This is a genomic window from Promicromonospora sp. NPDC052451 (genome assembly GCF_044547525.1).
Classification (GTDB): Bacteria; Actinomycetota; Actinomycetes; order Actinomycetales; family Cellulomonadaceae; genus Promicromonospora.
Map to the genome: position 1 here is coordinate 130422 of NZ_JBIUAP010000008.1, position 25454 is coordinate 155875.

24 protein-coding genes are annotated in these 25454 nt (G+C 72.1%); 10 read left to right on the forward strand and 14 right to left on the reverse strand.

The window, feature by feature from the left end; genetic code table 11:
• Positions 1–11 precede the first annotated feature (11 nt).
• Both ACIG47_RS15890 and ACIG47_RS15895 read right to left on the reverse strand, forming a co-directional pair.
• Complete coding sequence (locus tag ACIG47_RS15890) at positions 12–587, reverse strand: dihydrofolate reductase family protein (RefSeq protein ID WP_397431930.1); 576 nt, start codon at positions 585–587, stop codon at positions 12–14.
• A gap of 87 nt (positions 588–674) precedes the next feature.
• The gene (locus tag ACIG47_RS15895; protein ID WP_397412520.1) at positions 675–1442 is read right to left on the reverse strand and encodes a C40 family peptidase; all 768 of its coding nucleotides are present in this window, start codon (positions 1440–1442) and stop codon (positions 675–677) included.
• 185 nt (positions 1443–1627) lie between these two features.
• Here ACIG47_RS15895 and ACIG47_RS15900 point away from each other — a divergent pair, with 185 nt between their 5' ends.
• Positions 1628–2290 carry a histidine phosphatase family protein gene (locus ACIG47_RS15900; RefSeq protein WP_397431931.1) on the forward strand — a complete coding sequence of 221 codons (663 nt, stop codon included), beginning with the start codon at positions 1628–1630 and terminating at the stop codon, positions 2288–2290.
• Between the two features lie 9 nt (positions 2291–2299).
• Here ACIG47_RS15900 and ACIG47_RS15905 read toward each other — a convergent pair whose 3' ends face one another.
• The 3 genes from ACIG47_RS15905 to ACIG47_RS15915 all read right to left on the reverse strand — a co-directional run bounded on the left by ACIG47_RS15905 (position 2300) and on the right by ACIG47_RS15915 (position 5969).
• Positions 2300–3028: a GPP34 family phosphoprotein gene (locus ACIG47_RS15905; RefSeq protein WP_397412524.1), complete on the reverse strand. Its 729-nt coding sequence runs from the start codon at positions 3026–3028 to the stop codon at positions 2300–2302.
• Entirely contained in the window at positions 3025–3786 is a 762-nt protein-coding gene (locus ACIG47_RS15910; RefSeq protein ID WP_397431933.1) for a MerR family transcriptional regulator, read from the reverse strand. The genes ACIG47_RS15905 and ACIG47_RS15910 overlap by 4 nt, the downstream gene beginning before the upstream one ends.
• Positions 3787–3893: 107 nt before the next feature.
• Complete coding sequence (locus tag ACIG47_RS15915; protein ID WP_397431935.1) at positions 3894–5969, reverse strand: HelD family protein; 2076 nt, start codon at positions 5967–5969, stop codon at positions 3894–3896.
• A gap of 187 nt (positions 5970–6156) precedes the next feature.
• Here ACIG47_RS15915 and ACIG47_RS15920 point away from each other — a divergent pair, with 187 nt between their 5' ends.
• Positions 6157–6513: a DUF3467 domain-containing protein gene (locus tag ACIG47_RS15920; RefSeq protein ID WP_397412530.1), complete on the forward strand. Its 357-nt coding sequence runs from the start codon at positions 6157–6159 to the stop codon at positions 6511–6513.
• A 319-nt stretch (positions 6514–6832) separates the two neighbouring features.
• Positions 6833–7147, forward strand: a complete 315-nt coding sequence (locus ACIG47_RS15925) for an STAS domain-containing protein (protein WP_397431936.1) — start codon at positions 6833–6835, stop codon at positions 7145–7147.
• A gap of 45 nt (positions 7148–7192) precedes the next feature.
• Here ACIG47_RS15925 and ppgK read toward each other — a convergent pair whose 3' ends face one another.
• A complete protein-coding gene (gene ppgK / locus ACIG47_RS15930) occupies positions 7193–7939 on the reverse strand; it encodes a polyphosphate--glucose phosphotransferase (protein WP_397431937.1) in 747 nt (248 codons plus the stop codon).
• 14 nt (positions 7940–7953) lie between these two features.
• Between ppgK and ACIG47_RS15935 the strand changes: the two genes are divergently transcribed.
• Positions 7954–8139, forward strand: a complete 186-nt coding sequence (locus ACIG47_RS15935) for an SPOR domain-containing protein (protein ID WP_397412536.1) — start codon at positions 7954–7956, stop codon at positions 8137–8139.
• On the opposite strand, the gene panB is transcribed toward ACIG47_RS15935, so the two are convergent.
• Positions 8140–8970 (reverse strand): 3-methyl-2-oxobutanoate hydroxymethyltransferase, encoded by an 831-nt coding sequence (panB, locus tag ACIG47_RS15940; RefSeq protein WP_397431939.1) that lies wholly within the window; start codon positions 8968–8970, stop codon positions 8140–8142. It lies immediately after the preceding gene.
• A gap of 104 nt (positions 8971–9074) precedes the next feature.
• Between panB and ACIG47_RS15945 the strand changes: the two genes are divergently transcribed.
• The 4 genes from ACIG47_RS15945 (at position 9075) to ACIG47_RS15960 (ending at position 15261) form a co-directional block, all read left to right on the forward strand.
• Positions 9075–10409 (forward strand): glutamine synthetase family protein, encoded by a 1335-nt coding sequence (locus tag ACIG47_RS15945; RefSeq protein ID WP_397412540.1) that lies wholly within the window; start codon positions 9075–9077, stop codon positions 10407–10409.
• 41 nt (positions 10410–10450) lie between these two features.
• Positions 10451–13699 (forward strand): bifunctional [glutamine synthetase] adenylyltransferase/[glutamine synthetase]-adenylyl-L-tyrosine phosphorylase, encoded by a 3249-nt coding sequence (locus tag ACIG47_RS15950; protein ID WP_397431940.1) that lies wholly within the window; start codon positions 10451–10453, stop codon positions 13697–13699.
• 215 nt (positions 13700–13914) lie between these two features.
• Complete coding sequence (locus ACIG47_RS15955; protein ID WP_397431942.1) at positions 13915–14607, forward strand: SRPBCC family protein; 693 nt, start codon at positions 13915–13917, stop codon at positions 14605–14607.
• Positions 14608–14658: 51 nt separating this feature from the next.
• A complete protein-coding gene (locus tag ACIG47_RS15960) occupies positions 14659–15261 on the forward strand; it encodes a thymidine kinase (RefSeq protein ID WP_397431944.1) in 603 nt (200 codons plus the stop codon).
• A 78-nt stretch (positions 15262–15339) separates the two neighbouring features.
• On the opposite strand, the gene ACIG47_RS15965 is transcribed toward ACIG47_RS15960, so the two are convergent.
• Complete coding sequence (locus ACIG47_RS15965; protein ID WP_397431946.1) at positions 15340–15894, reverse strand: AAA family ATPase; 555 nt, start codon at positions 15892–15894, stop codon at positions 15340–15342.
• A gap of 230 nt (positions 15895–16124) precedes the next feature.
• Here ACIG47_RS15965 and ACIG47_RS15970 point away from each other — a divergent pair, with 230 nt between their 5' ends.
• Positions 16125–17975: a GTP-binding protein gene (locus ACIG47_RS15970; protein WP_397431947.1), complete on the forward strand. Its 1851-nt coding sequence runs from the start codon at positions 16125–16127 to the stop codon at positions 17973–17975.
• A 209-nt stretch (positions 17976–18184) separates the two neighbouring features.
• Here the strand turns inward: ACIG47_RS15970 and ACIG47_RS15975 are convergent, their stop codons facing one another.
• The 6 genes from ACIG47_RS15975 to ACIG47_RS16000 all read right to left on the reverse strand — a co-directional run bounded on the left by ACIG47_RS15975 (position 18185) and on the right by ACIG47_RS16000 (position 24088).
• On the reverse strand, positions 18185–18535 hold the full coding sequence (locus ACIG47_RS15975) for a hypothetical protein (RefSeq protein WP_397412552.1): 351 nt from the start codon (positions 18533–18535) through the stop codon (positions 18185–18187).
• A gap of 315 nt (positions 18536–18850) precedes the next feature.
• A complete protein-coding gene (glnA, locus tag ACIG47_RS15980) occupies positions 18851–20275 on the reverse strand; it encodes a type I glutamate--ammonia ligase (protein ID WP_397412554.1) in 1425 nt (474 codons plus the stop codon).
• Positions 20276–20620: 345 nt separating this feature from the next.
• A complete protein-coding gene (locus ACIG47_RS15985; RefSeq protein WP_397412556.1) occupies positions 20621–21358 on the reverse strand; it encodes a DUF4191 domain-containing protein in 738 nt (245 codons plus the stop codon).
• Positions 21359–21411: 53 nt separating this feature from the next.
• Positions 21412–22413 carry a lipoyl synthase gene (gene lipA, locus ACIG47_RS15990; protein WP_397431949.1) on the reverse strand — a complete coding sequence of 334 codons (1002 nt, stop codon included), beginning with the start codon at positions 22411–22413 and terminating at the stop codon, positions 21412–21414.
• Between the two features lie 91 nt (positions 22414–22504).
• Positions 22505–23215: a lipoyl(octanoyl) transferase LipB gene (lipB, locus tag ACIG47_RS15995; protein WP_397431951.1), complete on the reverse strand. Its 711-nt coding sequence runs from the start codon at positions 23213–23215 to the stop codon at positions 22505–22507.
• A gap of 156 nt (positions 23216–23371) precedes the next feature.
• Entirely contained in the window at positions 23372–24088 is a 717-nt protein-coding gene (locus ACIG47_RS16000) for an HNH endonuclease family protein (protein ID WP_397431952.1), read from the reverse strand.
• Between the two features lie 165 nt (positions 24089–24253).
• Between ACIG47_RS16000 and ACIG47_RS16005 the strand changes: the two genes are divergently transcribed.
• Positions 24254–25354 (forward strand): Gfo/Idh/MocA family oxidoreductase, encoded by a 1101-nt coding sequence (locus tag ACIG47_RS16005; RefSeq protein ID WP_397431954.1) that lies wholly within the window; start codon positions 24254–24256, stop codon positions 25352–25354.
• The last annotated feature ends 100 nt before the right edge of the window (positions 25355–25454 follow it).

Consider the following 25454-nt stretch of genomic DNA (forward strand, 5'->3'; position numbering starts at 1 on the left):
GGCTCAGCGTGTCAGCCGTGCAGCGTAGGTCGGTAGACCAGCTCCTGGACGTGACCGTCGAGCGTCCGCTGCTCGAGCAGCTCCAGGTCGAAGTCCGCGGCACCGCGGAAGATCGGGTCGTCCCCGGTCCGCCCGGTGACCACGGGAAAGAGGGTCACCTGGAGCCGGTCCACGAGGCCCGCCGCCATCAGTGCCCGGTTCAGCGAGAGGCTGCCGTGCGAACGCAGTGGCACGTCGGACTCCTCCTTGAGCCGGGCCACGACGTCGACGGCGTCGCCGCGGGCCACCGTCGCGCGTCGGTCGAGCGGGTCCTCCAGCGTGCTCGACACGACCGTGGCCGGCAGGTCGAGCATCCGGGTGACCCAGGGGTCGCCGACCTCGGGCTGGTCGGCGATGGCGGCCACCATCTCCCCGAACATCCGGTAGGTGGTGGCCCCGAACACCATGCGCTGCTCCGGCTCGTACAGCGCGAGGCGGTGGCCGAGCAGCTCGGGCCCCTGCTTGCCCCAGTACCCGGTCCAGTCACCCCCGGCGCTGCCGAAACCGTCCAGGCTGGAAAACACGTCGAACGTGTAGGTGGCGGTCATGATTCCCTCTCCGAGCACGATGGAGTGCGGTCGAAGAGAGAGACCGGGGCGCCGTCCGGAACTGATCGGCGAACGGCGCCCGCCGGCTCAGGCGACGCGGATGAACGTGGGGCCGGACTGCCAGATGCTCGTGTAGCGCACGCTCTTGCCCGGCACCGGCGCCTCGATCTGCATGCCGTCACCCGCGTAGATCGCGATGTGGCCCGGGGTCCAGATGAGGTCGCCCGGCAGCGCGTCGGCCCAGGACACCACGGTCCCGGCGTACCGCTGCGACGAGGACGTCCGGGGCAGGTCGATGCCGACCTGCGCGAAGACGTAGGAGGTGAACCCGGAGCAGTCGAACCCGGCGGGCGTCGTCCCGCCCCACACGTACGGCACACCGAGGTACCGCATGGCGATCGAGACCACCGACGCACGACGCTGCGCGGCTTCCTCCTCGGCGCGCTGTGCGGCGATCTCCGCCTGGTACTCCGCGTTCTCGCTCGCGGAGACCACCGAGACAGCCGTCTTCTCGACCTTCAGCTCCGCGGTGGGCGCGACGGCGACGACGTTCGCCGCGGCGACCGCCTCCCGGGCCTGCGTCGTCAGGGCGTTGAGGTCGGACGAGTTGAGGGTGCCCTGCATGGGGCTGCCGGTCAGCGTGGCTCCGAGCTCCGTGGCCGGCGCGGCCTGCGCGGGCGGCGCGATCAGCGACAGCAGCACCCCGGAACCTGCGGCGGCGATCACGGCACCGCGTCCGGCGACGGCGGCGGTCTGCCCGGTGGCGGCACGGGTGAGGGTGGGCAGTGCCGGGCGACGTGCTGCCCGGTGGCGACCGCGGGCACGCAGGGCCGTCGTGGAGGACTGGGGATCCATGAAGGCGGGGACCTTTCAGATCGACGGGGGGACTACACCAGCGCGGCGAGTGTCTGTCGGGTCCACGTCCCGCGCATAGCGCCCAAGAGTAACGGAACGGACACGATGCGGGAACCACCGTCCGGAAAATCGTCGCACCCCCTCGGGCTCCCCGGCGGCGCGGGTCGTCGGGGAGAATGCACCCCATGCGACTCCTGCTGCTGCGCCACGGACAGACACCCTCGAACGTGGACGGGCTCCTCGACACCGCGAGCCCGGGCCCGGGTCTGACACCGCTCGGTGAGCGGCAGGCCGCGGCCGTCCCGCACGCGTTCCGCGACCGGCAGGTCGACGCGATCGCCGTCTCGTCGCTGGTCCGCACGTCGCTGACGGCCCAGCCCCTGGCGCGGGCGCGGGGCATCGAGCCGGTGTCGCTGGCGGGGCTGCGCGAGATCGAGGCGGGCGGCCTGGAGATGGCGAGCACCCACGAGGCCCACATGCGCTACCTCGACACCGTCTTCGGGTGGGCGCGGGGCGACGTCGATCGGGCCATGCCCGGTGGTCCCGACGGGCGGGCGTTCCTCGCCCGTTACGACGAGGCGGTGGCCAAGATCGCGGCGGGCGGCTGGGACAGCGTGGTCGTGGTCTCGCACGGCGCCGCGATCCGCGCGTGGGTCGCCGCGCGCGTGGCGGGCGTCGACATCGACCACGCGGAGCGGACGGCGCTGGCCAACACCGGCCTGGTGGAGATCGAGGGCGACCCTGACGGTGGGTGGCGGCTGACGGCCTGGTCCGCGGAGCCGGTCGGCGGGCCGGGCGTCGACGCGCTGTTGGCCGACGACCCGACCGGTGAGCCCCTCGACGACTGACGCCCGGGTTCAGCCGTTCGCCGTGCTGCCCGCGACGAACACCCCGACGAACAGGTTCGTGGCGATGAGCGCCGCCATGGTGCGGCGCACGGACTCGCCCACGGCCTCCGCGCCCCAGTCCCCGCGCTGGAGCTCCCGGCCGCGGGTGTAGACCGCGCCCGACCACGGGATGTCCTTGTACAGGGCGGGCAGCCCGCCGCTCGCCGCCAGGAGCGCCGCCAGGGCGCCGACGCGTGGTTCGGGGTCCACGCCGTCCACGAGGGCCGCCCGGATCGGGGCCAGCAGCTCGGCGCGGCGGCCCGTGCCGCCGTCGACCAGGGCCGTGGTGGTGATCAGGCCCAGGGCCTTGCGCTTCTCGCGGCCGAGGTGCCCGCGCTCGACGACGCGGTCGATCACCTCCTGGCGCAGGCGCGGGCCGATCTCCAGGATCAGCGAGTGGACGTCCGTGGGCTTGCGGGCGATCCGGTCCCACGTGCCGCGCAGCAGCGGGTCGGACGGCGCCGCGCCGTCGAGCACGCGGACCTCGCGACCGCGCAGCGTGGTGCGCGCGTCGATGTCGACGTACCCGCCCGACGCGAGCTCGACGAGCACCGCACCGGCCAGGGTGTGGAACAGGTTGTTGCCCTCGCCCGCGATCGTGCCCGACCGGGGGTCGAAGAGCAGGAGCAGCACGTCCTCCGCGAGCAGCGGCTCCCGGGACATCTCCTCGTTCGTCGGCGTGGCCTCGTGCTCGGTCATCGGTCCGTCCCCTCGTCGGCGGCTTCCAGCCGGTCGTCGGTCATGCCCTTGATGATCAGGTCAGCCCGGTACAGCACATCGAGCTGGGCGAGGTTGTAGACCTCCCGCAGTGCCGCCACCATCGTCTGCTCGAGCGTCGCGGCCCCCTTCGTCGACCTCGGACCGGGGTCGGTGAGCCAGGGGTACTTGTCGAGGTGCTGCCGGATCTGCGGTGCGAAGTACTCGGCCAGCCGCTGCTTCGTGGCGGCGTCGGCGTCCGCGGGAAGGTTGTCGAACTCGTCGTCCGCCTCCGTGCGCGGGTTCTCGTCGAGCATCTCGCGCAGGTCGCTGAGCGCGCTCTCGTCGTAGAGCTGCGAGTAGATGGTCACCAGGGACCGGTCCTGCTCCGACAGGTGGCGGGACACGGAGCCGAACGTCGCGGGCAGGTCGATGGGCGCCCGGTCCCGCAGGATCAGGGCCAGCTCCGCGCGGGCGCGCTGCAGCCGTTCGATGGTGGCCTCGAGCTCGGCGTCGAGCACCCGGAGCGCCTCGGCCGGGTCCTTGTCGGCGCGGCCCATCGCCTCGATCTCGGCGAGCGGCACGCCCAGCTCGCGCAGGCGGCGGATCTGCAGCAGCCGCACCAGGTGCGGCACCCCGTACTGCTTGTACCCGTTGGACCGGCGCTCGGGCTCCTCCAGCAGGCCGGCCTCGTGGTAGTGGCGCACGGCATTGACGGTCGTCCCCGCGAGGTCGGCGATCTGCCGGGTGCTCCACGCCACGGTTCGCTCCTGGTTCCGGTCGGTCAGGTCGGCCGCGGTGTGCGGCGACAGGTCCAGTGGAAACTATGTTCCGGGAACAGGGTCAAGCGCAGCCCGAGGAGCGCGGGTCAGAGTCCGAGCTCCGGCGGCAGGTCCCCGTCGTGCCGCACGACGAGAGACGTGACGGCGCGCGTGAGGCAGACGTAGAGCCGGCGCAGTCCCGTCGCCCGGTCCGGCTCGGCGGCCACGACGGCGGCCGGGTCGTGCAGCACGACGTGGTCGAACTCGAGGCCCTTGGCCAGCGAGGCGGGCACCAGCTCCAGGTGCGCGTCGAACTCGGAGGATCCGGAGTCGTCGGCCGTGCTGTCGTCCGGGGCGTCGTCCTGCTCGCCGACGACGGCGAACGTCAGCCCCGCGGCCGTCAGCACCGTCCGGGCGTGCGGCATGCCGGCGTCGGGCACGATCAGGCCGACCGAGCCCTCGCGGGCCACGACGTCGGCCAGCACCTCGCCGAGCGGCGTCGTCGTCACGGCGAGCCGTCCGCGGGTGCGGCGGACGGCGGTCGGCGGCTCCAGGCCGGGCGCGATGCGCGGCAGGAGCCGGGCGGCGAGCTCGATCACGTCGGCCGGCACGCGGAACCCGGCGGTGAGCTGCTCCACGTGACCGTCCGGCTTGTCGAGATGGCGCAGCACGTCCGCCCAGTCGGCCGACGCCCACGGGGTGGTCGCCTGGGCGAGGTCGCCGAGCACCGTCAGCGAGCCGTTCGCGGCACGCCGCCCGAGCGCACGCAGCATCATCGCGGACAGGTCCTGCGCCTCGTCGACGACGATGTGCGCCACGGACTCGGTCCGGTCCAGCAGGTCGGCGATCTCGTCGAGCAGCACGAGGTCCGCCGTGGTCCAGCGCGCGGCACCGGGGGAGCGGGGTGGCCGGTCCCAGGCCAGGAGCCCCTGCTCGGTCTCGGACAGGACGTCCTGTGCGCACGTCGCGAGGAACTCCGGGTCGGACAGCAGGCGGAACAGCAGCTTGCGCGGCTCGACCGCGGGCCACACGGCCGCCGCGTAGTCCCGGACCGGCTTGGTGCGGGCCAGGACGTCCCACGCCTTGTCGTCGAGGGCGTCGCCGGACTCCTCGATCTGCACCAGCACCCGGTGCGCGAGCGCGTGCCGGAGCTGGGCGGCGCCGAGCGAGTAGCGCACGTCCCGCGCCCTGACCTGCTCGACCGCCTCCCGCGCCGCGTACGCCGGCACGCGCCAGCGGAAGGATCCGCGCGGCAGCACCAGCGTCTCCTGCGGGGTGCCGACGTGCGACCAGACGGCGGCGCGCAGCACCCGGGCCATCCGGCCGTCGCCCTTGAGGGTCGCGACGTCGGCGGGCTCGGTGGCCCGCACCGGGGCGTGCGTGCCGACCACCTCCTCGATGGTGGCCTGCGTCGCGTGGATCTCGCCCAGGGCGGGCAGCACGTCGCGGATGTACCGCAGGAAGCTCTTGTTCGGCCCGACGACGAGCACGCCGCGCCGGGTGAGCTGCTCGCGGTGGGCGTAGAGAAGGTAGGCCGCGCGGTGCAGGCCGACCGCCGTCTTGCCGGTGCCGGGCGCGCCCTGCACCACGAGCGTGCGGTCCAGCGGCATGCGGACGATGACATCCTGCTCGGGCTGGATGGTGGCCACGATGTCGCGCATCGGCCCGGTGCGGGGGCGCTCGATCTCGGCCTCGAGGATCTCCGAGCGGGTGCCGGTGCCGCCGTCGGGCCCGGCCTCGTCGGGGTGCGTCAGGGTCTCGTCCTCGAAACCGGTCAGGTGGCCCCGGGCGAAGCCGTAGCGGCGCCGGGCCGTGATGCCCATCGGCTCCTTCGGCGTGGCCCGGTAGAACGGGGTGCTGACGGGTGCGCGCCAGTCCACGACCATCGGCTCGCCGTCGGGGTCCGAGACGTGGCGCCGGCCGATGTGGAAGATCTCGTCGTCGTGCCCGGTGGTGACGTCCGCGCCCACGGTGATGCGGCCGAAGAAGAGCGGGATCTCCGGGTCGTCGCTGAGCTGCTCCATCCGGCGGGCGAGGGCGGCCTCCAGCACGTCGGCGCTCACCGGGTCGCCGGCGTAGCGCCCGTCGAGCGCGGCGACGCGTTCGCGCATCCGGCCGAGCTGGGTACGGGCCTCGGCGAGGAACTCGCGCTCCTGGGCGAGCTCGGGCACGTCGGCAGGCACGGGAGGACCTCCAGGAGGGTGGCAGGGGAACGCGCGATTCTAGTGCCCGGGGCGACCGTGAGGCGCCCTGTTTTCCGCTGGCGGTGCGACACGCCGGACACATATGTCCTCGGAGTCCGTTTCCACTGTCGTCGCCTCCGGCCCCACGGTACGGTCGGGGAACCGCCCGGCCAATCGAGGAGCCCCAGTGTCGTCCGACGAGCTGCCCCAGGAGTTCCAGATCGACGTCCCCGACGAGATGGAGACCGGTGTCCCCGCCGACTTCGCCTCCGTCTGGCACACGCCGACCTCGTTCATCCTGGACTTCATCGCCGTGAAGCAGCCGCCGAGCCCCGTCTCGGACCCCGACTCGGGTGAGGTCACGTCGATTACCGTGCCGGGCCGGGTCGTGTCCCGGGTGCGCATTCCTCCGCAGCAGGTGTTCGAGCTCGCCAAGGCGCTCACTATGCAGCTCGATGCATGGGAGAAGGAAAGCGCGCCGACGATGCGCAATCCGCGTGCGGCGGAGGGTCCGGACGGCCCAAATCGGTCGTCTGACAATTGAATCTGGTGAATCTTTTTCTTGAACGATTGTCCAACTGGGCGGGTATATGTCCGGTCTGCCCGGTGGAAATGTTCCGGTTTGGATGGAGAAACTCCAACTTATACCAGTCCTGAGGGGGAAATGTAACCCAGCGCGACTGTTCCACTTGCGATCTTCACGGATGTAGGCTTCCCGTGATCGCGACGAAGGCGTTGCAATCTCCCAGAGTTGCCCGGGGGGTCGGGCGACCCGTTCCGGCGGCCATGTCGGGGAGCAATGAACAGGGGCGATGCAAGTGAGCAACACGGAATTCGATAACAGGGGGCGCACGGGCGGGATCATGTTCGAAGAACAGTCCCGCGCGAGTGTCGTGAGCATGTGGGGGGAGATCGACGTCTCCCTGCGTGGCGAGTCGAGTGCCGCGATAGCCAACGCCATCGAGCGGGCGAAGGCCGTCGTGATCGACACGTCGCGCGTCACGTTCATGGACTCGACCGGCGTGGCGTTCCTCATGCAGATGTACACCTACGGCACGCGGGAGGGCCTGACGGTCAGTCTCCCGGAGCCGCCGCCGGTGGTCCGGAGCGTCATCGAGATGCTCGGCGTCGACGCGCTCTTCGCGCAGCAGGCGCACCCGGCCGTGCGGGAGGCCTGAGCGGCACCGCCCGCGACGGACCGCCCGTCGGTGACGGCCGGGACGTCAGCGACCCGCGGCCAGGGCCGCGGCCCCGACGATGCCCGCCGCGTTCCGGAGCTGGGCCGGCACGATCGGCGCACGCAGGTGCAGGTGCGGCAGGTACTTCTCGTGATGCTTGCTCACTCCGCCGCCCACGACGATGAGGTCGGGCGACAGGAGATCCTCGACCACGCCGAAGTAGCGCTGCAGGCGCTCGGCCCACTGCTCCCACGACAGGTCCTCGCGCTCGCGTGCGGAGTCCGCCGCGCGGGACTCGGCGTCGTGCCCGTCGATCTCCAGGTGGCCCAGCTCGGTGTTCGGCACGAGGACGCCGTCGACCACCAGCGCCGAGCCGATCCCCGTGCCCAGGGTCGCCACCAGCACCACGCCGTCGGCGTCGCGGGCCGCGCCGTAGCGCACCTCCCCGATGCCGGCCGCGTCGGCGTCGTTCACGGCCACGACCTCCCGGCCGGTCGCCCGGTGCACCAGCGCCGGCAGGTCCACGCCCGTCCACGACTGGTCCAGGTTGGCCATGGAGCGCACCACGCCGTGCTGCATCGGGGCGGGGAACGCCACGCCGATCGGCACGTCCTGGGGCAGGTGGTAGGCGTCGACGAGCTCCGCGAGCACGCTGGCGACCGCCTGCGGGGTGGACGGCCGCGGGGTCGGGATCCGGGTCCGCTTGTCGGCGTACTCGCCGGCCGTCAGGTCGACGGGTGCCCCCTTGATCCCCGAACCGCCGATGTCGATGCCGAACGCCAGGTCGCTCATGTCAGGATCGTCTCATGAGCAACCACGAGCAGTACTGGTACAACACGGAGACGGGTGAGGTCGAGGAGGGGCGGCGCTCCTCCTGGACCCACCTCATGGGCCCGTACGCCACCCGCGCCGAGGCCGAGCGGGCGCTGGAGAGCGCACGCTCGCGCAACGAGTCGTGGGAGCAGGACGACGAGAACTGGGGCAAGAAGTAGCTACTTGTCGAACGAGTGCTCCGCGTCCGGGAAGGACGCGTCCTTGACCTCCGCGACGTAGTCCTCCGCAGCCCGCTGCAGCACCGCGCCCAGCTCGGCGTACCGCCGGGCGAAGCGGGGCGACCAGGCCGTCATGCCCGCCATGTCGGTCCACACCAGCACCTGCCCGTCGCAGTGCGGCCCGGCGCCGATGCCGATGGTCGGGATGCGCACGATCTCGGTGATCCGCGCGGCCACGTCGGTGGGCACCATCTCCAGGACGACGGCGACGGCGCCGGCGTCCTCGACGGCCTGCGCGTCGGTGGCCAGCCGCTCGACGGCCTCGTCGCCGCGGCCCTGCACGCGCGGCCCGCCCAGCAGGTTCTCCGACTGCGGCGTGTACCCCAGGTGGGCGACGACGGGGATGCCCGCGTCGGTCAGCGCCCGGATCTGCGCCGCCGAGCGCACGCCGCCCTCCAGCTTGACCGCGTCCGCGCCGGTCTCCTTGAACACGCGCACCGCGGTCTCCAGCGCCTGCTGCGGACCGGCCTCGTACGAGCCGAACGGCAGGTCGACCACCACGAACGCGCGCCTGGCGGCGCGGGCCACGGCACGCGCGGCCGGGATCATGTCGTCGACCGTCACCGGGATGGTGGACGTGTGCCCGTGCATGACGTTCCCGATCGAGTCGCCCACCAGCAGCATGTCCGTGCCGGCGGCGTCGAGGATCGTGGCGGTCACGGCGTCGTACGCGGTGAGCATCGCGAGCTTCTCACCGCGGGCCTTGGCCTCCGCCAGGTGGTGCACACGAACCCTTTTGGGGCCCGGAGTGGGTGAGGTGTGCGCGGACATGGTCCTCCTGTGGTTCGGGCGGCCTCGGTGCCGCAAGAAAGCCTACGACCGGTCGTCCATGCCCGGTACACGCGCCTGTAACAGGTTTAGTGCAAGATGGGCCCATGGACAGGCAGCAGGAGTTCGTGCTCCGCACGGTCGAGGAGCGCGACATCCGCTTCATCCGGCTCTGGTTCACCGACGTGCTGGGTGTGCTGAAGTCGGTAGCCGTGGCCCCCGCCGAGCTGGAGTCGGCGTTCAGCGAGGGCATCGGGTTCGACGGCAGCGCCATCGAGGGGCTCACCCGGGTCTTCGAGGCCGACATGGTCGCCAAGCCCGACCCCACCACGTTCCAGGTGCTCCCGTGGCGCGGCGAACGGCACGGCACAGGGCGCATGTTCTGCGACATCCTGACGCCGGACGGCGAGCCGTCGCTCGCCGACTCCCGGAACGTGCTCAAGCGCACCCTCGCCAAGGCGAGCGACCGCGGGTTCACCTTCTACACGCACCCCGAGGTCGAGTTCTACCTGTTCAACCAGCTCACCAAGGCCGACCCGAAGCTGGAGCCGGTGGACCAGGGCGGGTACTTCGACCACCTGGCCCGCGGATCGACACACGACTTCCGCCGTGCCGCGATCACCATGCTGGAGTCCATGGGTATCTCGGTCGAGTTCTCCCACCACGAGGCCGGCCCCGGCCAGAACGAGATCGACCTGCGGTACGCCGACGCGCTGACCACCGCGGACAACCTCATGACGTTCCGCACCGTGGTCAAGGAGGTGGCGCTCGAGCAGGGCGTGTTCGCCTCCTTCATGCCCAAGCCGCTGGCCGACCAGCCCGGCTCCGGCATGCACACCCACGTGTCGCTCTTCGAGGACGACCGCAACGCGTTCTACGAGCCCGGCGCCCAGTTCGAGCTGTCCAAGACGGCGCGCCAGTTCATCGCGGGCCTCATGGTGCACGCCGGCGAGATCACCGCCGTCACCAACCAGTACGTCAACAGCTACAAGCGGCTCTGGGGCGGGCAGGAGGCCCCGAGCTACGTGAGCTGGGGCCACAACAACCGCTCCGCGCTGGTCCGCGTGCCCATGTACAAGCCGGGCAAGGGCAACTCCGCGCGCATCGAGTACCGCGCGCTCGACTCGGCGGCCAACCCGTACCTGGCGTTCGCCGTGATCCTGGCGGCCGGCCTCAAGGGCATCGAGGAGGGCTACGACCTCCTGGACCACACCGAGGACGACGTCTGGGAGCTCACCCCGGCCGAGCGCCGCGCCCTGGGCATCGCCCCGCTGCCGCGCGACCTCGACGAGGCCATCCAGTTCATGGAGAAGTCCGAGCTCGTGGCCGAGACGCTCGGCGAGCACGTCTTCGACTACTTCCTGCGCAACAAGCGCGAGGAGTGGGAGACGTACAGCGCCCAGGTCACGCCCTTCGAGCTCAAGCGCTTCCTGCAGCTCTGACAGGGGTGCTGCACCCCCCGCCCGCGTCGTAGGGTCGGGGGGTGCAGAGCCGCCGACCCGAGACCCTCACGACCCACCTGATCCGGGCCGGGTTCGCCGACCTCACCCGGTCCGCCGCGCTGTGGCGCGACCCGGACCTGGTCACCGTCCTGGACAGCCGGCCCCGGGCAGCCGCCGACCGCGCCGCCGGCCCCGACCGCGGCGCCGTCGAGCTCGACCCGGCCGACGCCGTCCTGCTGCGCTCGCTCGCCGCCGTCGCCGACCCCGACCTCGCGCTCCTCCAGCTCGTCCGCCTCGCGGCCGCCGCACCCGACCGGCTGCGACGGCTGCTGGACCAGCCCGGCGACCCGGCCGACGACGACGCCCCGCCCCGGCCGGCCCCCCGCGACCGGCTGGTGCGCGTGCTCGGCGCGTCCTCGGCGCTCGGTGACGAGCTGGTCCGGCACCCGGCCCTGCTCGACCTCCTCGCCGACCCGGCACCGGGCACCGGGGTACCCGCCCGGGAGGTGCGCGCCGAGCTGCTCCGCGCCGTCGACGCGGACCCCGACAGCCCGGATCCCGTCGCGGGCACCCACCCGGAGGTGACGGTGACGACGGGCACCGACACGCCGCCGTCGTACACGGACCGCCTGCGACGCGCCTACCGGGCGCGGCTGCTGCGCATCGCCGCCACCGACGTCACCGCGCCCGAGCCGACGGCCGTCATGCCCGCCGTGGCCGCGGCGCTCGCGGACCTCGCGGCCGCGGCCCTGGAGGGCGCGCTGGCCGTGGCCCGCTCCGAGGAGGAGGACCACGCCGCCGGAGTCCGCCTGGTCGTGCTCGGCATGGGCAAGACCGGCGGCCGGGAGCTGAACTACATCTCCGACGTGGACGTCGTGTACGTGGCCGAGCCGGGCACGCTGCCCGACGGCACGCCCGCCTGTGACGAGGACCACGCCCTGCGCGTCGCGACCCGGCTGGCCACGCGGCTGGCCCAGGTCTGCTCCGGGGCGTCGGCGGAGCCGGCCCTGTGGCAGGTCGACGCCGCGCTGCGCCCCGAGGGCAAGCAGGGCCCGCTCGTGCGGACGCTGGCCAGCCACGTCGCGTACTACGAGCGGTGGGCCGTGACATGGGAGTTCCAGGCGCTGCTCAAGGCGCGCCCCGTCGCGGGTGACCTGGCGCTCGGGGAGGCGTACACGGCCGCCGTCGGGCCGCTGGTGTGGCAGGCCGTGGAGCGCCCGAACTTCGTCGAGGACGCCCGCGCCATGCGCAAGCGCGTCGAGGACAACGTGCCCGTGGCCGAGGCGGACCGGCAGATCAAGCTCGGCAAGGGCGGCCTGCGCGACGTCGAGTTCACGGTGCAGCTCCTGCAGCTCGTGCACGGGCGCGCGGACGAGGACATCCGGTCGCGCACCACGCTCGACGCGCTCGAGGCGTTGTCGAAGGGCGGCTACGTGGGGCGCGAGCACGCGCGCCGGATGGGGGAGTGCTACCGGTTCCTGCGGGCGCTGGAGCACCGGGTCCAGCTCTTCCGGCTGCGCCGCACGCACCTCATGCCGACGGCGGAGGCGGACCTGCGCCGGCTCGCCCGGGGGCTCGGCGTCGGCGGTGCGGACGACCTGGTCAAGACGTGGCGGGCCGTGCGGCGCGAGGTGCGCGACCTGCACGAGGCCGTCTACTACCGCCCGCTCCTGCCGGCCACCGCGCTACTGTCCACGGGCGAGGCGTCGCTCGCGCCGAAGGCCGCCATGGCCCGGTTCGCGGCGATCGGCTACCGCGACCCGGCCGGGGCCATGCGGCACGTCCAGGCCCTGACCGACGGCGTCTCACGGCGCGCGTCGATCCAGCGCCAGCTCCTGCCCGTGCTGCTGGGCTGGTTCGCCGAGGGCGCCGACCCGGACGAGGGGCTGCTCGCGTTCCGCAAGCTGTCGGACACGCTGGGTTCCACGCACTGGTACCTGCGGCTGCTGCGCGACTCGGCGGAGGCGGCGTCCCGGCTGGCCCAGGTGCTGTCCTCGTCGCGGTACCTCGCGGACGCGATCGGGCGCTCCCCGGAGTCGGTGCGGTGGCTCGCCGAGACGGAGTCGCTGGCGCCGCGCGGGGTGCGGCGGCTCGCGTCCGAGGCGGACGCGCTGCTCGGGCGCGCCCAGGAGGTGGAGGCGGCCACGGTCGCGCTGCGCGCGCTGCGGCGGCGCGAGCTGGCCCGCACCGGCGTGGCCGAGGTGCTCGGGGCGCTCGGCCCGGTCGGCGCGGCGAAGGCCATCTCGGACGCCGCCGACGTGGTGCTCGCAGGCGGGCTGCGCATCGCCGAGCACGAGGCGCGCGGAGCCCGGCACATCGCGCGCGGGGACGAGCCCGCCCGTCTGCTGATCGTGGCGATGGGCCGGCTCGGCGGGCAGGAGCTCGGGTACGGGTCGGACGCCGACGTCATGTTCGTCTACGAGGCCGTGGGCGGCGCACCGGACAAGGAGGCGAACGACTACGCCCTCACCGTGGCGAAGAACCTGCGCCGCATCCTGTCCGCCGTGGGGCCCGAACCGGGCCTGCCCGTGGACGCCGACCTGCGCCCCGAGGGGCGCAACGGCCCCCTGGTGCGGTCCTTCGACTCCTACGTGGAGTACTACGGACGCTGGTCCTCCCCGTGGGAGGCGCAGGCGCTCCTGCGGGCGCGGGCACTGTCGGGCACGCTGAGCGTGGTCGCTGCGGGCGGCCCCGAGGAGGGCGCCGTGGCGGCGGCGCTGGACCTGGGGCCGGGCGCCGAGGGCGGGCGCTCGCTCGGGGAACGGTTCACGGCGCTGATCGACCCGCTGCGCTACCCGGACGGCGGACCCGGTGAGGCCGTCCTGCGCGAGGTGCGCCGCATCAAGGCCCGCGTCGAGTCGGAGCGCCTGCCGCGTGGCGCCGACCCCGCCCGGCACCTCAAGCTGGGCCGCGGCGGGGTGTCCGACGTCGAGTGGACCGTCCAGCTCCTGCAGCTCCAGCACGCGTTCGAGGTGCCCGGGCTGCGCACCACGGGCACCGTGGCCGCCCTGGAGGCCGCCCGCGACGCGGGCCTCCTGACCGACGACGACGCCGAGGTGCTCCTGGAGGCCTGGCGGCTCGCGTCGCGGCTGCGGTCGGCGATCGTGCTGTGGTCGGGCCGCACCACGGGCGCCGGCGTGGACATGCTGCCGCACGACAGCCACGCCCTGACGGGGATCGCCCGCCTGCTGGGCGACGTCGGGACGGGGCCGGAGCTGGAGGAGCTGTACCTCCGCGTCGCCCGGCGCGCGCGTGCGGTGATGGAGCGGGTCTTCTACGGCGCCGACTAGCCGTCCCGGGCAGGGACGCGGGCCGACGACCATGCATCTGCTGCCAGGCGGCGGGGATTCCTGGCAGCAGGTGCATGGTCAGCTTGGCCGTGGTCGTCCCGGCGGTCTCGCCATGGCCACCGGGACGACGACGAGGCTCAGCACGAGGCGTTGTACCCGCGCGGCGGTGACCTTGGGCCCTGCCGACGCCGGACGGCGCGGGCGAGGCTCGGCACATGAGCAGCTGCACGATCCGACCGGTCCGGCAGCAGCGCCGCGGGCGACGTCTGGTGGCGTCTGCCGTGGCCGCCGGTGTGGTCGCGTACGCGTGGTGGGTCAAGCGGGGGCACGACCGCTGGGGTGCGACCGACGCGGAGGTCGCGGCGGTGCTGCCGGGGGACGATCTCGTCCCGGGACCGGCGATGCAGGTCACCCGGGCGATCACGATCGACGCCCCGCCGGGTGACGTGTGGCCGTGGGTGGTGCAGATCGGTGCGGACCGGGGCGGCTTCTACAGCTACGCGTGGCTCGAGAACCTGTTCGGCCTGGGGATCCGTAACGCCCAGGAGGTGGTCGAGGAGTGGCAGGACCTGCGGGTCGGTGACGTCGTCCGGGCCACCAGGGCGCGCGGCGGGGGCTGGTACGTGGTCGGTCTCGTGCCCGGCGTGGCGCTCGTGCTGCAGATCGCCGACCTGGATGCGGGCCGGCCCGTGCGGCGCACCGACCCGGCCGGGTGGGAGTTCCTCTGGACGTTCGCGCTGCGGGAGACGAAGGACGGCCGCACGCGGCTGCTCCTGCGCGAACGTGTCGCCTTCGGCAGGCCGCTCGTGCGGTGGCTGACGGCGCCGCTGGGCGAGGTCAGCTACCTGATGTCGCGGCGCACGCTGCACGGCATCAAGGAGCGGGTCGAGGGCCGGGCTTCCGGCTAGGGTGCTGTGCGGCAGGAACGGCCTGCCCTGGACGGCGGGGAAGGTGCATCGGTGGAGCTGTCGCTGGTACTCGGCCCCATGAAGTCCGGCAAGTCGCTGGATCTCATCGCGCAGATGGCGCCGCTGGCGTACTCGCGGCTGAGCTGCGCCGTCGTGCAGTCGGCCCGGCACGTCCGGGACGCGCGCATCGTCTCCCGGACGGGGGCCTCCGTCCCGACGGTCAAGCTCGACACCCTCGAACCGCTGCTGCACACCACGGAGGACGTGGTCGCGATCGACGAGGTGCACATGTTCACGACCGCCGACGTCCGGGTGGTCGAGGAGCTGGTGCTGCGCGGTACGCGGGTGCTGGCCTGCGGCATCGATCTCGACCACCGTGGCGAGCTGTTCGCCACCGTCCGCGCGCTGCTGGAGCTGGGGCCGACCGATGTGCGCTACCGGCGGGCCGTGTGCGACCGCTGCCAGGACCTGCATGCCGCGTTCACCCAGGTGCTGCGCGACGGCGTGCCGTTCCTGGAGCCCCTGGGCGCCTCGGAGCCGCTGCCCGACGATGGCACGTTCACGTACGAGGCGCTGTGCCGGCGCTGCTTCGTCCTGCCCGGCACGGCGATCGTCACCGGCAAGTCCACGGTGCCGCGGCCGCACGCCACGTGACGGATGCGCTCCACGGGTAGCCCAGATGACCATGCATCTGCTGCCAGTTGACTGAGGTTCTTGGCAGCAGATGCATGGTCATCCTGCGAGCAGACGCCCCGCGATCTCCTTGGCGACCTCCGGCGGGCGGAGCGCTGTCGTGTCGATCACCTCGGTGCGGGTGCGCAGCCAGGGCAGGGCCGCGCGGTAGTCCGGCGCGCGGTGGCGGCGCCAGCCGACACCGCCGTCGTGGATCTTGATGTCCTGGAGCGTCGCCACGTTCACGTGGTCGTTCGCGATGCGGCGCTCGTGCTCGTCCGGGGTGCAGTCCAGGGTGAACGCGCGCACCTCCACGCCCGCGGCCGCCAGGCCGGCGGTGATCTCGTCCCAGTACTGCTCCACGACCACGGTCTGCGGGGCCACGATCGTGCGGCCGGTGTAGCGGTCGACGGACGCCAGCGCGGCCACGACGAGCTCGCGCCACGGCCGCCAGTCCTGGAAGTCGCGCACCGTCTCGACGGCGGACAGCGCGGGCACGATGGCCTCGCCGATCTTCTCCGGGTCGAACACGACGACCTCCGGCAGGAGTGCGTCGAGCTCGGCCGCCGTGGTGGTCTTGCCGCCGCCGAAGGGTCCGTTGAGCCAGATGATCATGTCCGGGAGGCTAGCGGCCGGGTGGGCGGGTGATGTGGGGCAGTGGTCAGCGTGTCGTGTGCGCACCGACGTCGTGCGCGGCCGTGCGCCGGGGCCGCCCGAAAAAGCGTTGATCCTCCGCGGGCTCCGGGCGCATGGTGGGCGCGACCGAGAGACCCGTAGGAGAGGAACCCCGATGACGGCTGTCACGCCCCGTGCCCTGACCCACCTGACCACGGACGTGACTGCCTTTGTCGTACCTCAACCTTGGGATCGTCGCTCATGTCGACGCCGGTAAGACCAGCCTGACCGAACGCCTGCTGCACCATGCGGGCGTGATCGACCGCCTCGGCTCCGTCGACGGCGGCGACACCCTCACCGACTCGCTCGCGCTGGAGCGCGAGCGGGGGATCACCATCCGCGCGTCCGTGGCATCCTTCCCCGCCGCCGACGTGACCGTGAACGTGCTGGACACCCCCGGCCACCCCGACTTCATCGCGGAGGTGGACCGCAGCCTCGCGGTGCTCGACGGCGCGGTGCTCGTCCTGTCCGCCGTCGAGGGCGTGCAGGCGCAGACGCTGGTGCTGATGCGCGCGCTGCAACGGCTGCGGCTGCCCGTGATCGTGTTCGTGAACAAGATCGACCGGCGTGGCGCCCGCCCGGACGAGGTGGTGGACGCCGTCGTGCGCCGCCTCAGCCCGGACGTGCTACCCGTGCAGCGGGTGCTGGGCGCGGGAACGGCGTCCGCGCGCGTGGAGGCGCTGCCCGGCGACGGACTGCGCGAGTGGCTCGCGGACGAGTCGCGGCGGGGGCGGGCACACCCGGTGCTGTTCGGGTCGGCCGTGACCGGCGTGGGGGTGCCGGAGCTGGTCGCCGCCCTGGGGGAGTTCCTGCCGGTGGCCGACGTCGCGGCGGCGCCCGACGCTGGGGCGGCGAACGCGTCGGCGTCCGACGCGGGCCCGTCCGGCGTGGTCTTCGCGATCGACCGCGAGGGCGGCCGCAAGCGCGCGTTCGTCCGGATGCGGTCGGGAGTCCTGCACCTGCGCGACCGGATCGACCTGGGCCACGGGCGTGCCGAACGGATCACCGGGCTGCGCGTTGCGCACCGCGGGTCGCTGACGGCGCGGCCGACGGCGGGGGCGGGCCAGATCGCCGTCGTGCAGGGGCTGACGACGGCGCGGGTCGGCGACGTGGTCGGGCCGAGGCTGCCCGGGGACGAGCGGGCGAGCCAGTTCCCGCCGCCGTCGTACGAGACGGTCGTGGACGCGGCGCCGGAGGCGCGCGGACGGCTGTACTCCGCGCTGTCGGAGCTGGCCGAGCAGGACCCGCTCATCCGGGTGCGGCGCCGCGACGAGGAGATCACGGTCTCGCTCTACGGCGAGGTGCAGCGCGAGGTACTGGCCGCGATCCTCCAGCGGGAGCACGGTGTCGAGGCCCGGTTCGGCGAGGTGCGGACGGCGCGCACCGAGCGGCTGACCGGCGTCGGGCACGCGCTGGAGGTGAAGAAGCAGGACGGGAACGAGTTCCTGGCCACCATCGGGCTGCGGGTCGAGCCTGCGCCGGTCGGCTCCGGGGTGACGTTCGAGCTCGAGTGCGAGCGCGGGTCGATGCCGCCGGCGTTCTTCGACGCGACGGAGGACACGGTGCGCCGTTCGCTCGCGGGCGGGCCGCTGCGTTACCCGGTGCCCGACGCGCGGGTGGTCATGACCCACTCGGGGTACGCGCCGCGACAGAGCCACATGCACCAGAAGTTCAACAAGGCGATGTCGAGCACGGGGGCCGACTTCCGCGGGCTGGCGCCGCGCGTGCTCGCGGCGGCCGTGCGGCGCGCCGGGACGGTGGTGTGCGAGCCGGTGCACCGGTTCGTGATCGAGCTGCCGGACGACGCCGTCGGCGCCGTGACCTCGCTGGTGGGGCGGCTGGGCGGGGTGCCGTTCGAGTCGGGACTCGCCGGGCCGGGGGTCGCCGTCGTACGCGGCGAGATCCCGGCCGGCGTGATCGCCACGCTGCAGCGGGACCTGCCCGGGCTGACGCACGGCGAGGGCGTGTGCCAGACGGAGCACGACCGGTTCGAGCCGGTGCGGGAGGTGGTTCGGCAGTGACCCGCCTGATCGACGCGATCGGCCCTGCGGTTCACCACGCGTCTGCTGCCAGGATGGCCCCGTTCCTGGCAGCAGACGCGTGGTGAACGGCGGGTGGGCTTCGAGGGACAGGGACCCCACGGGCGTTTCCCTGCCCCTCTGGAGTTCGGTTGGTGCCCGCCGGAGGCACTGGCGCCGGCATTGCTGAGAGCCGGAGAAGATGGCCTTTGTCAGAGTGCTCTCAGTACATCGGCCGCCATCGAGCGGATCCGATCCCACTCCCGATCGTGCCTAAGCGAGTTCAGGCTCCAGAAGTCTTTGGTGTCGGCACGGCTCTTGACCGCAAGGAACGAATCCAGCGCTGCGACCGCGCTCCCAACCTCCGGTTCTATCCAACCAGCGCGGACAAATTGTCCGGCGAGCAGCGCCCCGTCTTCGAGTTCCATGGCGAGTTCGTCCGCGAAGCCTGGTTCGCCCATCCCGAGAGACGACAGCCATGCAATCTGGCCATCTGCGGGTAGCGCCAGCACTGCTACGGCTCGCACGAGCTTGGCCAGTTCGGCCGGACTGATTTCAGTCATTGGATGTGGTGTCCCGCCGTTCCTTGTGGGGCTCGCGCCGGAGGTGGGGTGCGGTGGGGGTGGCGCAAAGGGTCGCCAGGCGCGCCGCGCGGGGGTCCCCATCGCGGGGCCCGCCGTAGGCGCGGGCCCGCGCGCCGCAGGCGCGCCTTGATCTTGTAGAAGCCGAGACACAGGCCCGCGCGGACCACCTGGGAATTACACGAGAGTTACACGGGAGCACGAGAAACGGCGGCCAACGCTGCGCAGCGTCGCAAGACGTAAGTGCAGGTCAGCCGCCGTTTCGGCGCATCTCAGCAGGTCCCGGGGGACCGACCGTCAGATGTCGTAGTAGAGCTCGAACTCGTGCGGGTGCGGCCGCAGGCGGATCGGGTCGATCTCGTTCTCGCGCTTGTACGCGATCCAGGTCTCGATCAGGTCCTCCGTGAACACGTCACCGGCGGTGAGGTACTCGTGGTCGGCCTCGAGCGCGTCGAGCACGCCACCGAGCGACGTCGGGACCTGGGCGATCTGCGCGTGCTCCTCGGGCGGCAGCTCGTAGAGGTCCTTGTCGACCGGGGCCGGGGGCTCGATGCGGTTCTTGATGCCGTCCAGGCCGGCCATCAGCATCGCGGAGAACGCCAGGTACGGGTTCGACGACGGGTCCGGCGCGCGGAACTCGATGCGCTTCGCCTTCGGGGAGGTACCCGTGATCGGGATACGGATCGAGGCGGAACGGTTGCGGGCCGAGTAGACGAGGTTCACGGGAGCCTCGAAGCCGGGCACCAGGCGGTGGTAGGAGTTCACCGACGGGTTGGTGAACGCCAGCAGCGACGGGGCGTGCTTGAGCAGGCCACCGATGTACCAGCGAGCCAGGTCGGACAGGCCGCCGTAGCCCTTCTCGTCGTAGAACAGCGGCTCGCCGTTCTTCCAGAGCGACTGGTGCGAGTGCATGCCCGAGCCGTTGTCACCGAAGATCGGCTTCGGCATGAACGTGGCCGACTTGCCGGCCTCGAACGCGACGTTCTTGATGACGTACTTGAACTTCATCAGGTCGTCGGCGGCGTGCAGCAGGGTGTTGAACTTGTAGTTGATCTCCTGCTGGCCGGCGGTGCCCACCTCGTGGTGCGCGCGCTCGACGGAGAGGCCCACCTGACCGAGGATCTTGACCATGTCGTCGCGCAGGTCGGCGAAGCGGTCGCTCGGCGACGTGGGGAAGTAGCCACCCTTGTACCGGGTCTTGTACCCGAGGTTGCCACCCTCCTCCTCGCGGCCGGTGTTCCACGCGGCCTCGACGGAGTCGATGGAGTAGTAGCTCTCGTTCGACGCGGTCTTGAAGCGCACGTCGTCGAAGATGTAGAACTCGGCCTCGGGGCCGAAGAAGACGGTGTCGGCGATGCCGGTCGACTTCAGGTAGGCCTCGGCCTTGGCCGCGATGTTGCGGGGGTCGCGAGCGTAGGCGTCACCCGTGAACGGGTCCACGATCGAGAAGTTCACGATCAGCGTCTTGGCCTTGCGGAACGGGTCGATGAACGCCGTCGTGACGTCCGGCACGAGCTTCATGTCGGACTCGTGGATCGCCTGGAAACCGCGGATCGACGAGCCGTCGAACATGAGGCCCTCGCTGAAGGCGTCCTCGTCGAACTGCTCGACCGGGATGTTGAAGTGCTGCGTGACGCCCGGCAGGTCGATAAACCGGACGTCGACGAACTCCACCCCCTCGTTGCGGGTGAAGGCGATCGCCTCCTCGGCGTTCTTGAACATCTGCGCTCCTTGCTCGCTCGATAAGTTCAGGGGGAGTCCGTCGGACCGCGCGCCGGACGAGCCGGGAACGATCGCTCGCGGATCGCCATGAACCTATGGGCAGGTGGTTTCTCTCTGGTTACTGATTGTTGCGGGAATGTTTCTCGGGCCTCTCGGCCGTGTAACCCCGGGGAGACCTGCAGGTCGAGACACCGGCGGCGATCCCCAGAGTGCCAGAACTCACAGGGCCCGGCCTGGCGGCGTCCGTCCCTCGGACGGGTGATCTGCGGCGGTGGGAGCACGCGAGAGGGGCGCCCTCGATGACGAGGACGCCCCTCTCGTGAGGCGGTTCCGGTGCCGGCCGGGTCAGCGGCCGCGCATGCCCTTGCGGTCGGGGCGGGCGCGGGTGGGGTCGATGCCCTTGGGGATCGGCAGCTTCATGCCGCCGATGGCCTTGAGCCGCTTGCTGACCTCGCTCACCTCGGCGCGCGTGAGGGTCGACTTGAGCCGGGAGACGGAGCGCGCCACCTTCGTGAGCGGCACCTGGCCCTCGGCGTCGCCGCACTGGATCAGGGTGACCGGCACGTTGGACAGGATGCGGCTGACCTTCTTGCGCTCCTGCTCCAGGAGGCGCCCCACGCGGTGCGGCGGCCCCTCCGAGACCAGGACGACGCCGGCCCGGCCGACGCCGCGGAACACGAAGTCCTGGTTGCGGGCGTCGACCGCGACGGGCTCGTCCTCGAAGGTCCAGCCGCCGCGCACCGTGCCGAGCGCCGCGCGGGCGGCCCCGGGCTGGCCGGCGATCTGCGTGTACGCGGCCTTCTCCGCACTGCGCGACAGGATGAACATCGCCGCGAGCACGGCGAAGGGAACACCGATGACCAGCGCGTAGATCCAGGGACCCGTCAGCACGCCGATGAGCAGCGCCACCGCCACCACGCCGACGAACGCGGCGAGCATCCACCAGGTGACCAGCGGGTTCTGCTTGCGGGTCATCTGGTAGACGTCCCACAGCTGGTGATACCAGCGGCGCTTCTTGGGCTTCTTCTGCTTGACGGCGGGCGCGTCGTTGCGCGCGTCGCCGCCGGACGAGGTTCTGGCCATGGTCATCGATTCTAGTGCTCTTCGCGTGTACTGAGAGCAGGAGGAGCGTCGGCTCAGCGCGCCAGCAGGCTCGCCGCCTCCTGACGGGAGGTGGTGGGCTGGGCGAGGTGCGACAGCGCCTCGGGGATCGCGCGGCCGTGCTTGGTCATCGCCTGCCCCCACAGACGGCCCGCGCGGTACGACGAACGCACCAGCGGCCCCGCCATGATGCCGAGGAAGCCGATCTCCTCCGCCGCCTCGGACAGCTCCACGAACTCCTCCGGCCGCACCCAGCGGTCCACCGGGTGGTGGCGCAGCGACGGGCGCAGGTACTGCGTGATTGTGATGATGTCGCAACCGGCGTCGTGCAGGTCCTGCAGCGCCTGCTTGACCTCGTCGACGGTCTCGCCCATGCCGAGGATCAGGTTCGACTTGGTCACGAGGCCGGCGTCGCGGGCCCGGGTGATGACCGAGAGCGACCGCTCGTAGGTGAACGCCGGGCGGATCTGCTTGAAGATGCGCGGCACGGTCTCGACGTTGTGCGCGAGCACCTCGGGGCGCGACTCGTTGACGGCGTCCAGCAGCTCGGGGATGGCGTTGAAGTCCGGGATCAGCAGCTCGACGCCGGTGCCCGGGTTCAGCGCGTGGATCTGGCGCACGGTCTCGGCGTAGAGCCAGGCGCCGCCGTCGGCCAGGTCGTCACGGGCGACGCCGGTGACGGTCGAGTACTTCAGGCCCATGGTCCGCACGGACTCGGCGACGCGGCGCGGCTCGTCCTTGTCGAAGTCGGCGGGCTTGCCGGTGTCGATCTGGCAGAAGTCGCAGCGGCGCGTGCACTGGTCACCGCCGATGAGGAACGTGGCCTCGCGGTCCTCCCAGCACTCGAAGATGTTGGGACAGCCGGCCTCCTCGCACACCGTGTGCAGGCCCTCGCCCTTGACGAGCGATTTCATGTCGCGGTACTCGGGGCCCATCACCGCCCGGGTCTTGATCCACTCGGGCTTCTTCTCGATGGGCGTGGCCGCGTTGCGCGCTTCGATGCGCAACATGCGTCGGCCTTCAGGTGCGATGGTCACGCAGATCCCTCCCAGGTCAGCGGGTTCGCCCAGCCTATGCCTCGGCTGACCGACGGCGAGCGGTCGCCCGGGGGGCGGGCAGTGGCGTTCGTCACGCGGTGGCGGCGACGGCCGCGGACGACGTCGCCACCGCCTCGTCCTCCCGCGCGAGCAGCGGTGCGAGGCGTTCCACGAGGGCCGCCTCCAGCAGCGGGCGCACCTCGTCGACGGTCACGCGGCGGCCGAGCTCGGCGGTCAGCGAGGTGACGTCGGCGTCGTCGATCCCGCACGGCACGATGTGGTCGAACGCGGCCAGGTCGGCGTCGCAGTTCAGGGCCAGGCCGTGCATGGTGACGCCCTTGGCGACGCGCGCCCCGATGGCGCACACCTTGCGCTCCCGCCGTGCGTGCGGGACGTCGGGGGAGTCGGCGGCGACCCAGACACCGGACCGGCCCTCGACGCGGATGGTCTCCACGCCGAGCGTCGCGCAGACGTCCATCACGGCCTGCTCCAGCGTGCGCACGTACTCGACGACGTCGAACGGCTTGGCGAGCTTGATGATCGGGTAGGCCACGATCTGCCCCGGCCCGTGCCAGGTGATCTTGCCGCCCCGGTCCACCTTGACCACCTCGGTGCCGTCGGTCGGGAACTCGTCGCGGTGCGTGCGGGCGCCGGCGGTGTAGACGGACGTGTGCTCCAGGAGGAAGAGCGTGTCGCCCCGCTCGTCGGTGCGGACGGACTCGTGGGTGCGCCGCTGGAGCTCCCAGCCCTCGTGGTAGTCGACGTGACCGGACAGGTGCTCGATGCCGATGGGCGTGTCCATGGCCGCCAGCCTACGTCCACGGAGGGCGCATGGCTGCACCGTCCACTGCCCTGGGTTCAGCAGGCCGCCGGCGGCCGGAACCGGCCCGGTCGCGGGTCGCATCAGCCTGCTGAACCAACCTCGGCTGGGGTGCGCCGGGAGGCAGCAAGAGGCCGGTCAGGATGCCGGGAGCGGCTCCGCCGGGCAGCTCGTCAGGACGTCCGCCATGGCGTCGTGCTCCGCGGGTGTGACCCACAGGCCGTACTTGGCCTTGACGGCGATCTGCCGGGCCACGTACTCGCAGCGGTAGGCCTGGTTCTCGGGGAGCCACTCGGACGCGTCCCTGGCCCCCTTGCCCATGTTCGCCGGGCCGTCCGAGGCCACCAGGTTGAGCGGGTCGTTGGCGATCTGGACCCGCTTCTCCTTGTCCCAGTCCGCCGCGCCGGTGGTCCAGGCGTTCATCAGCGCCACCACGTGGTCGATCTGCACGTCGCCGGAGTTCTCGCCGCGCTCGAACGCGATGGTCTCGCCCGTGTACGGGTCGTCCAGCGTGCCGGACGCGACCTCGCACGTGTCGCCGGAGCTGAACTCGATGTCCTCCAGGTCGCGCTGCAACATGTCGTTGCGCGTGTCGCACCCGTTGTCGTCCACGTCCTGCCATGCTGTCCCGAAGTCGGACTCGCGGTCGTAGCCGGCCTCGGTGGCGGCGTCCTGGACCGTGAGGTCCTCGAGCGTCGCGAGCGCCGAACCCTCGGCGCCCTCGGCGGGGGCGACGTCGTCGCCCAGGGACTTGACGACGAAGTTCCCGGCGAGCACGAGCGCGGCGACGGCGATGAGCACGAGCTGCAGGGTCTTGCGCTTCTGGCTGGACTTCTTCCTGGCGGTGGCGGACACGAGCCCCTCATTCTGTCGGCCGGTGAGTCTAGGGCGATGCCCTGACAAAGACTGAGAAAGTATGAAACGCACTGCTTGCTCAAGTCTGCCAGAGTTGTGTTACGCCTGTTTACGCGCTGACCAGTAATCTCGCGTCGCCGGGCGGCGCGGGGCACCATGGGGGCCATGGCACTTCGGATCGGGATCGTCGGCTACGGGGGTGCGGGCAGGCAGATCCACGCCCGCCTGGCACGAGCAGCGGGAATGTCGGTGACCGCGGTCGTCGCCCGGGACTCGGGCCGGAGGGTCCAGGCGGCCGGTGACTGGCCCGGCGCCCGCCTGTTCAACGACCTGCCCGCGATGCTCGCCGAGCCCGGGCTGTACGACCTCGTGGTCGTCGCCAGCCCGTCGGGCCTGCACGCGGAGCACGCCGCCGCCGTCTCCCTGGCGGGCAAGCCCTTCGTGCTCGACAAGCCGATCGCGACCACGGCGGCCGAGGCACGGCGCGTGGTCGCCGCGGCATCGGCGGCGGGCACGCCGTTCACGGTGTTCCACAACCGGCGCTGGGACCCCGAGCAGCTCACCCTCGCCGCGCTGCTGCGCCGGGGCGACCTCGGCACGGTGCACACCTTCGAGCGGCACTGGGAACGCTGGCGGCCCAAGCCCCAGCAGCGCTGGAAGGAGAACGACGTCGTGGGCGGCGGCCTCCTGCTCGACCTGGGCCCGCACCTGGTGGACTCCGCGACCCAGCTCTTCGGTCCGGTCGTGGCCGTCTACGCCGAGACCCGCGCCCTGTCCACGCCCACCGAGGACGACGTGTTCCTCGTGCTGCACCACGCGGCCCCCGGCACCGAGCCCGGCAACCGGCTCGGCGCCGTGCCCGGCCGGGCCACCGGCGCCGACGTCCTGTTCGGGGCGGAGCCGCCGGCCAAGGGAGTGGTCTCCCGGCTGTGGGCAGGATCCTTGGTCGGGGCACCGGGCCCGCGCACCCGGGTGCTCGGCGACGGCGGGGCCTACCTCGTGAACTCGTTCGAGGGCGACGCGTCCCCCTTCGACGTGCTCGACGCCGAGCAGCCCGACGGCACCCACGGCTGGCTCGTGCGGGGCCGGGAGCGCACACCGGTGCCCCGGCCGCGCGGCGGGCACGAGGACTTCTACACCGCGGTGGCGGACTGGCTGGCCGGCGAGGCCGAGGTGCCCGTCGACCCCGCGGACGCCGTCCGCACCGCCGAGGTCCTGGACGCCGCCCGCCTGTCGGCCCGGGAAGGCCGGCTCATCGACGTCTGATACCGGCGTGAGCAGGCCCTTTGTCCGGTCGCATACCGCAGACCCAACCCGTGGTCAAGGTATTCGGTCAGTTCACCCACAGGGTGACCGATTCGGCAAA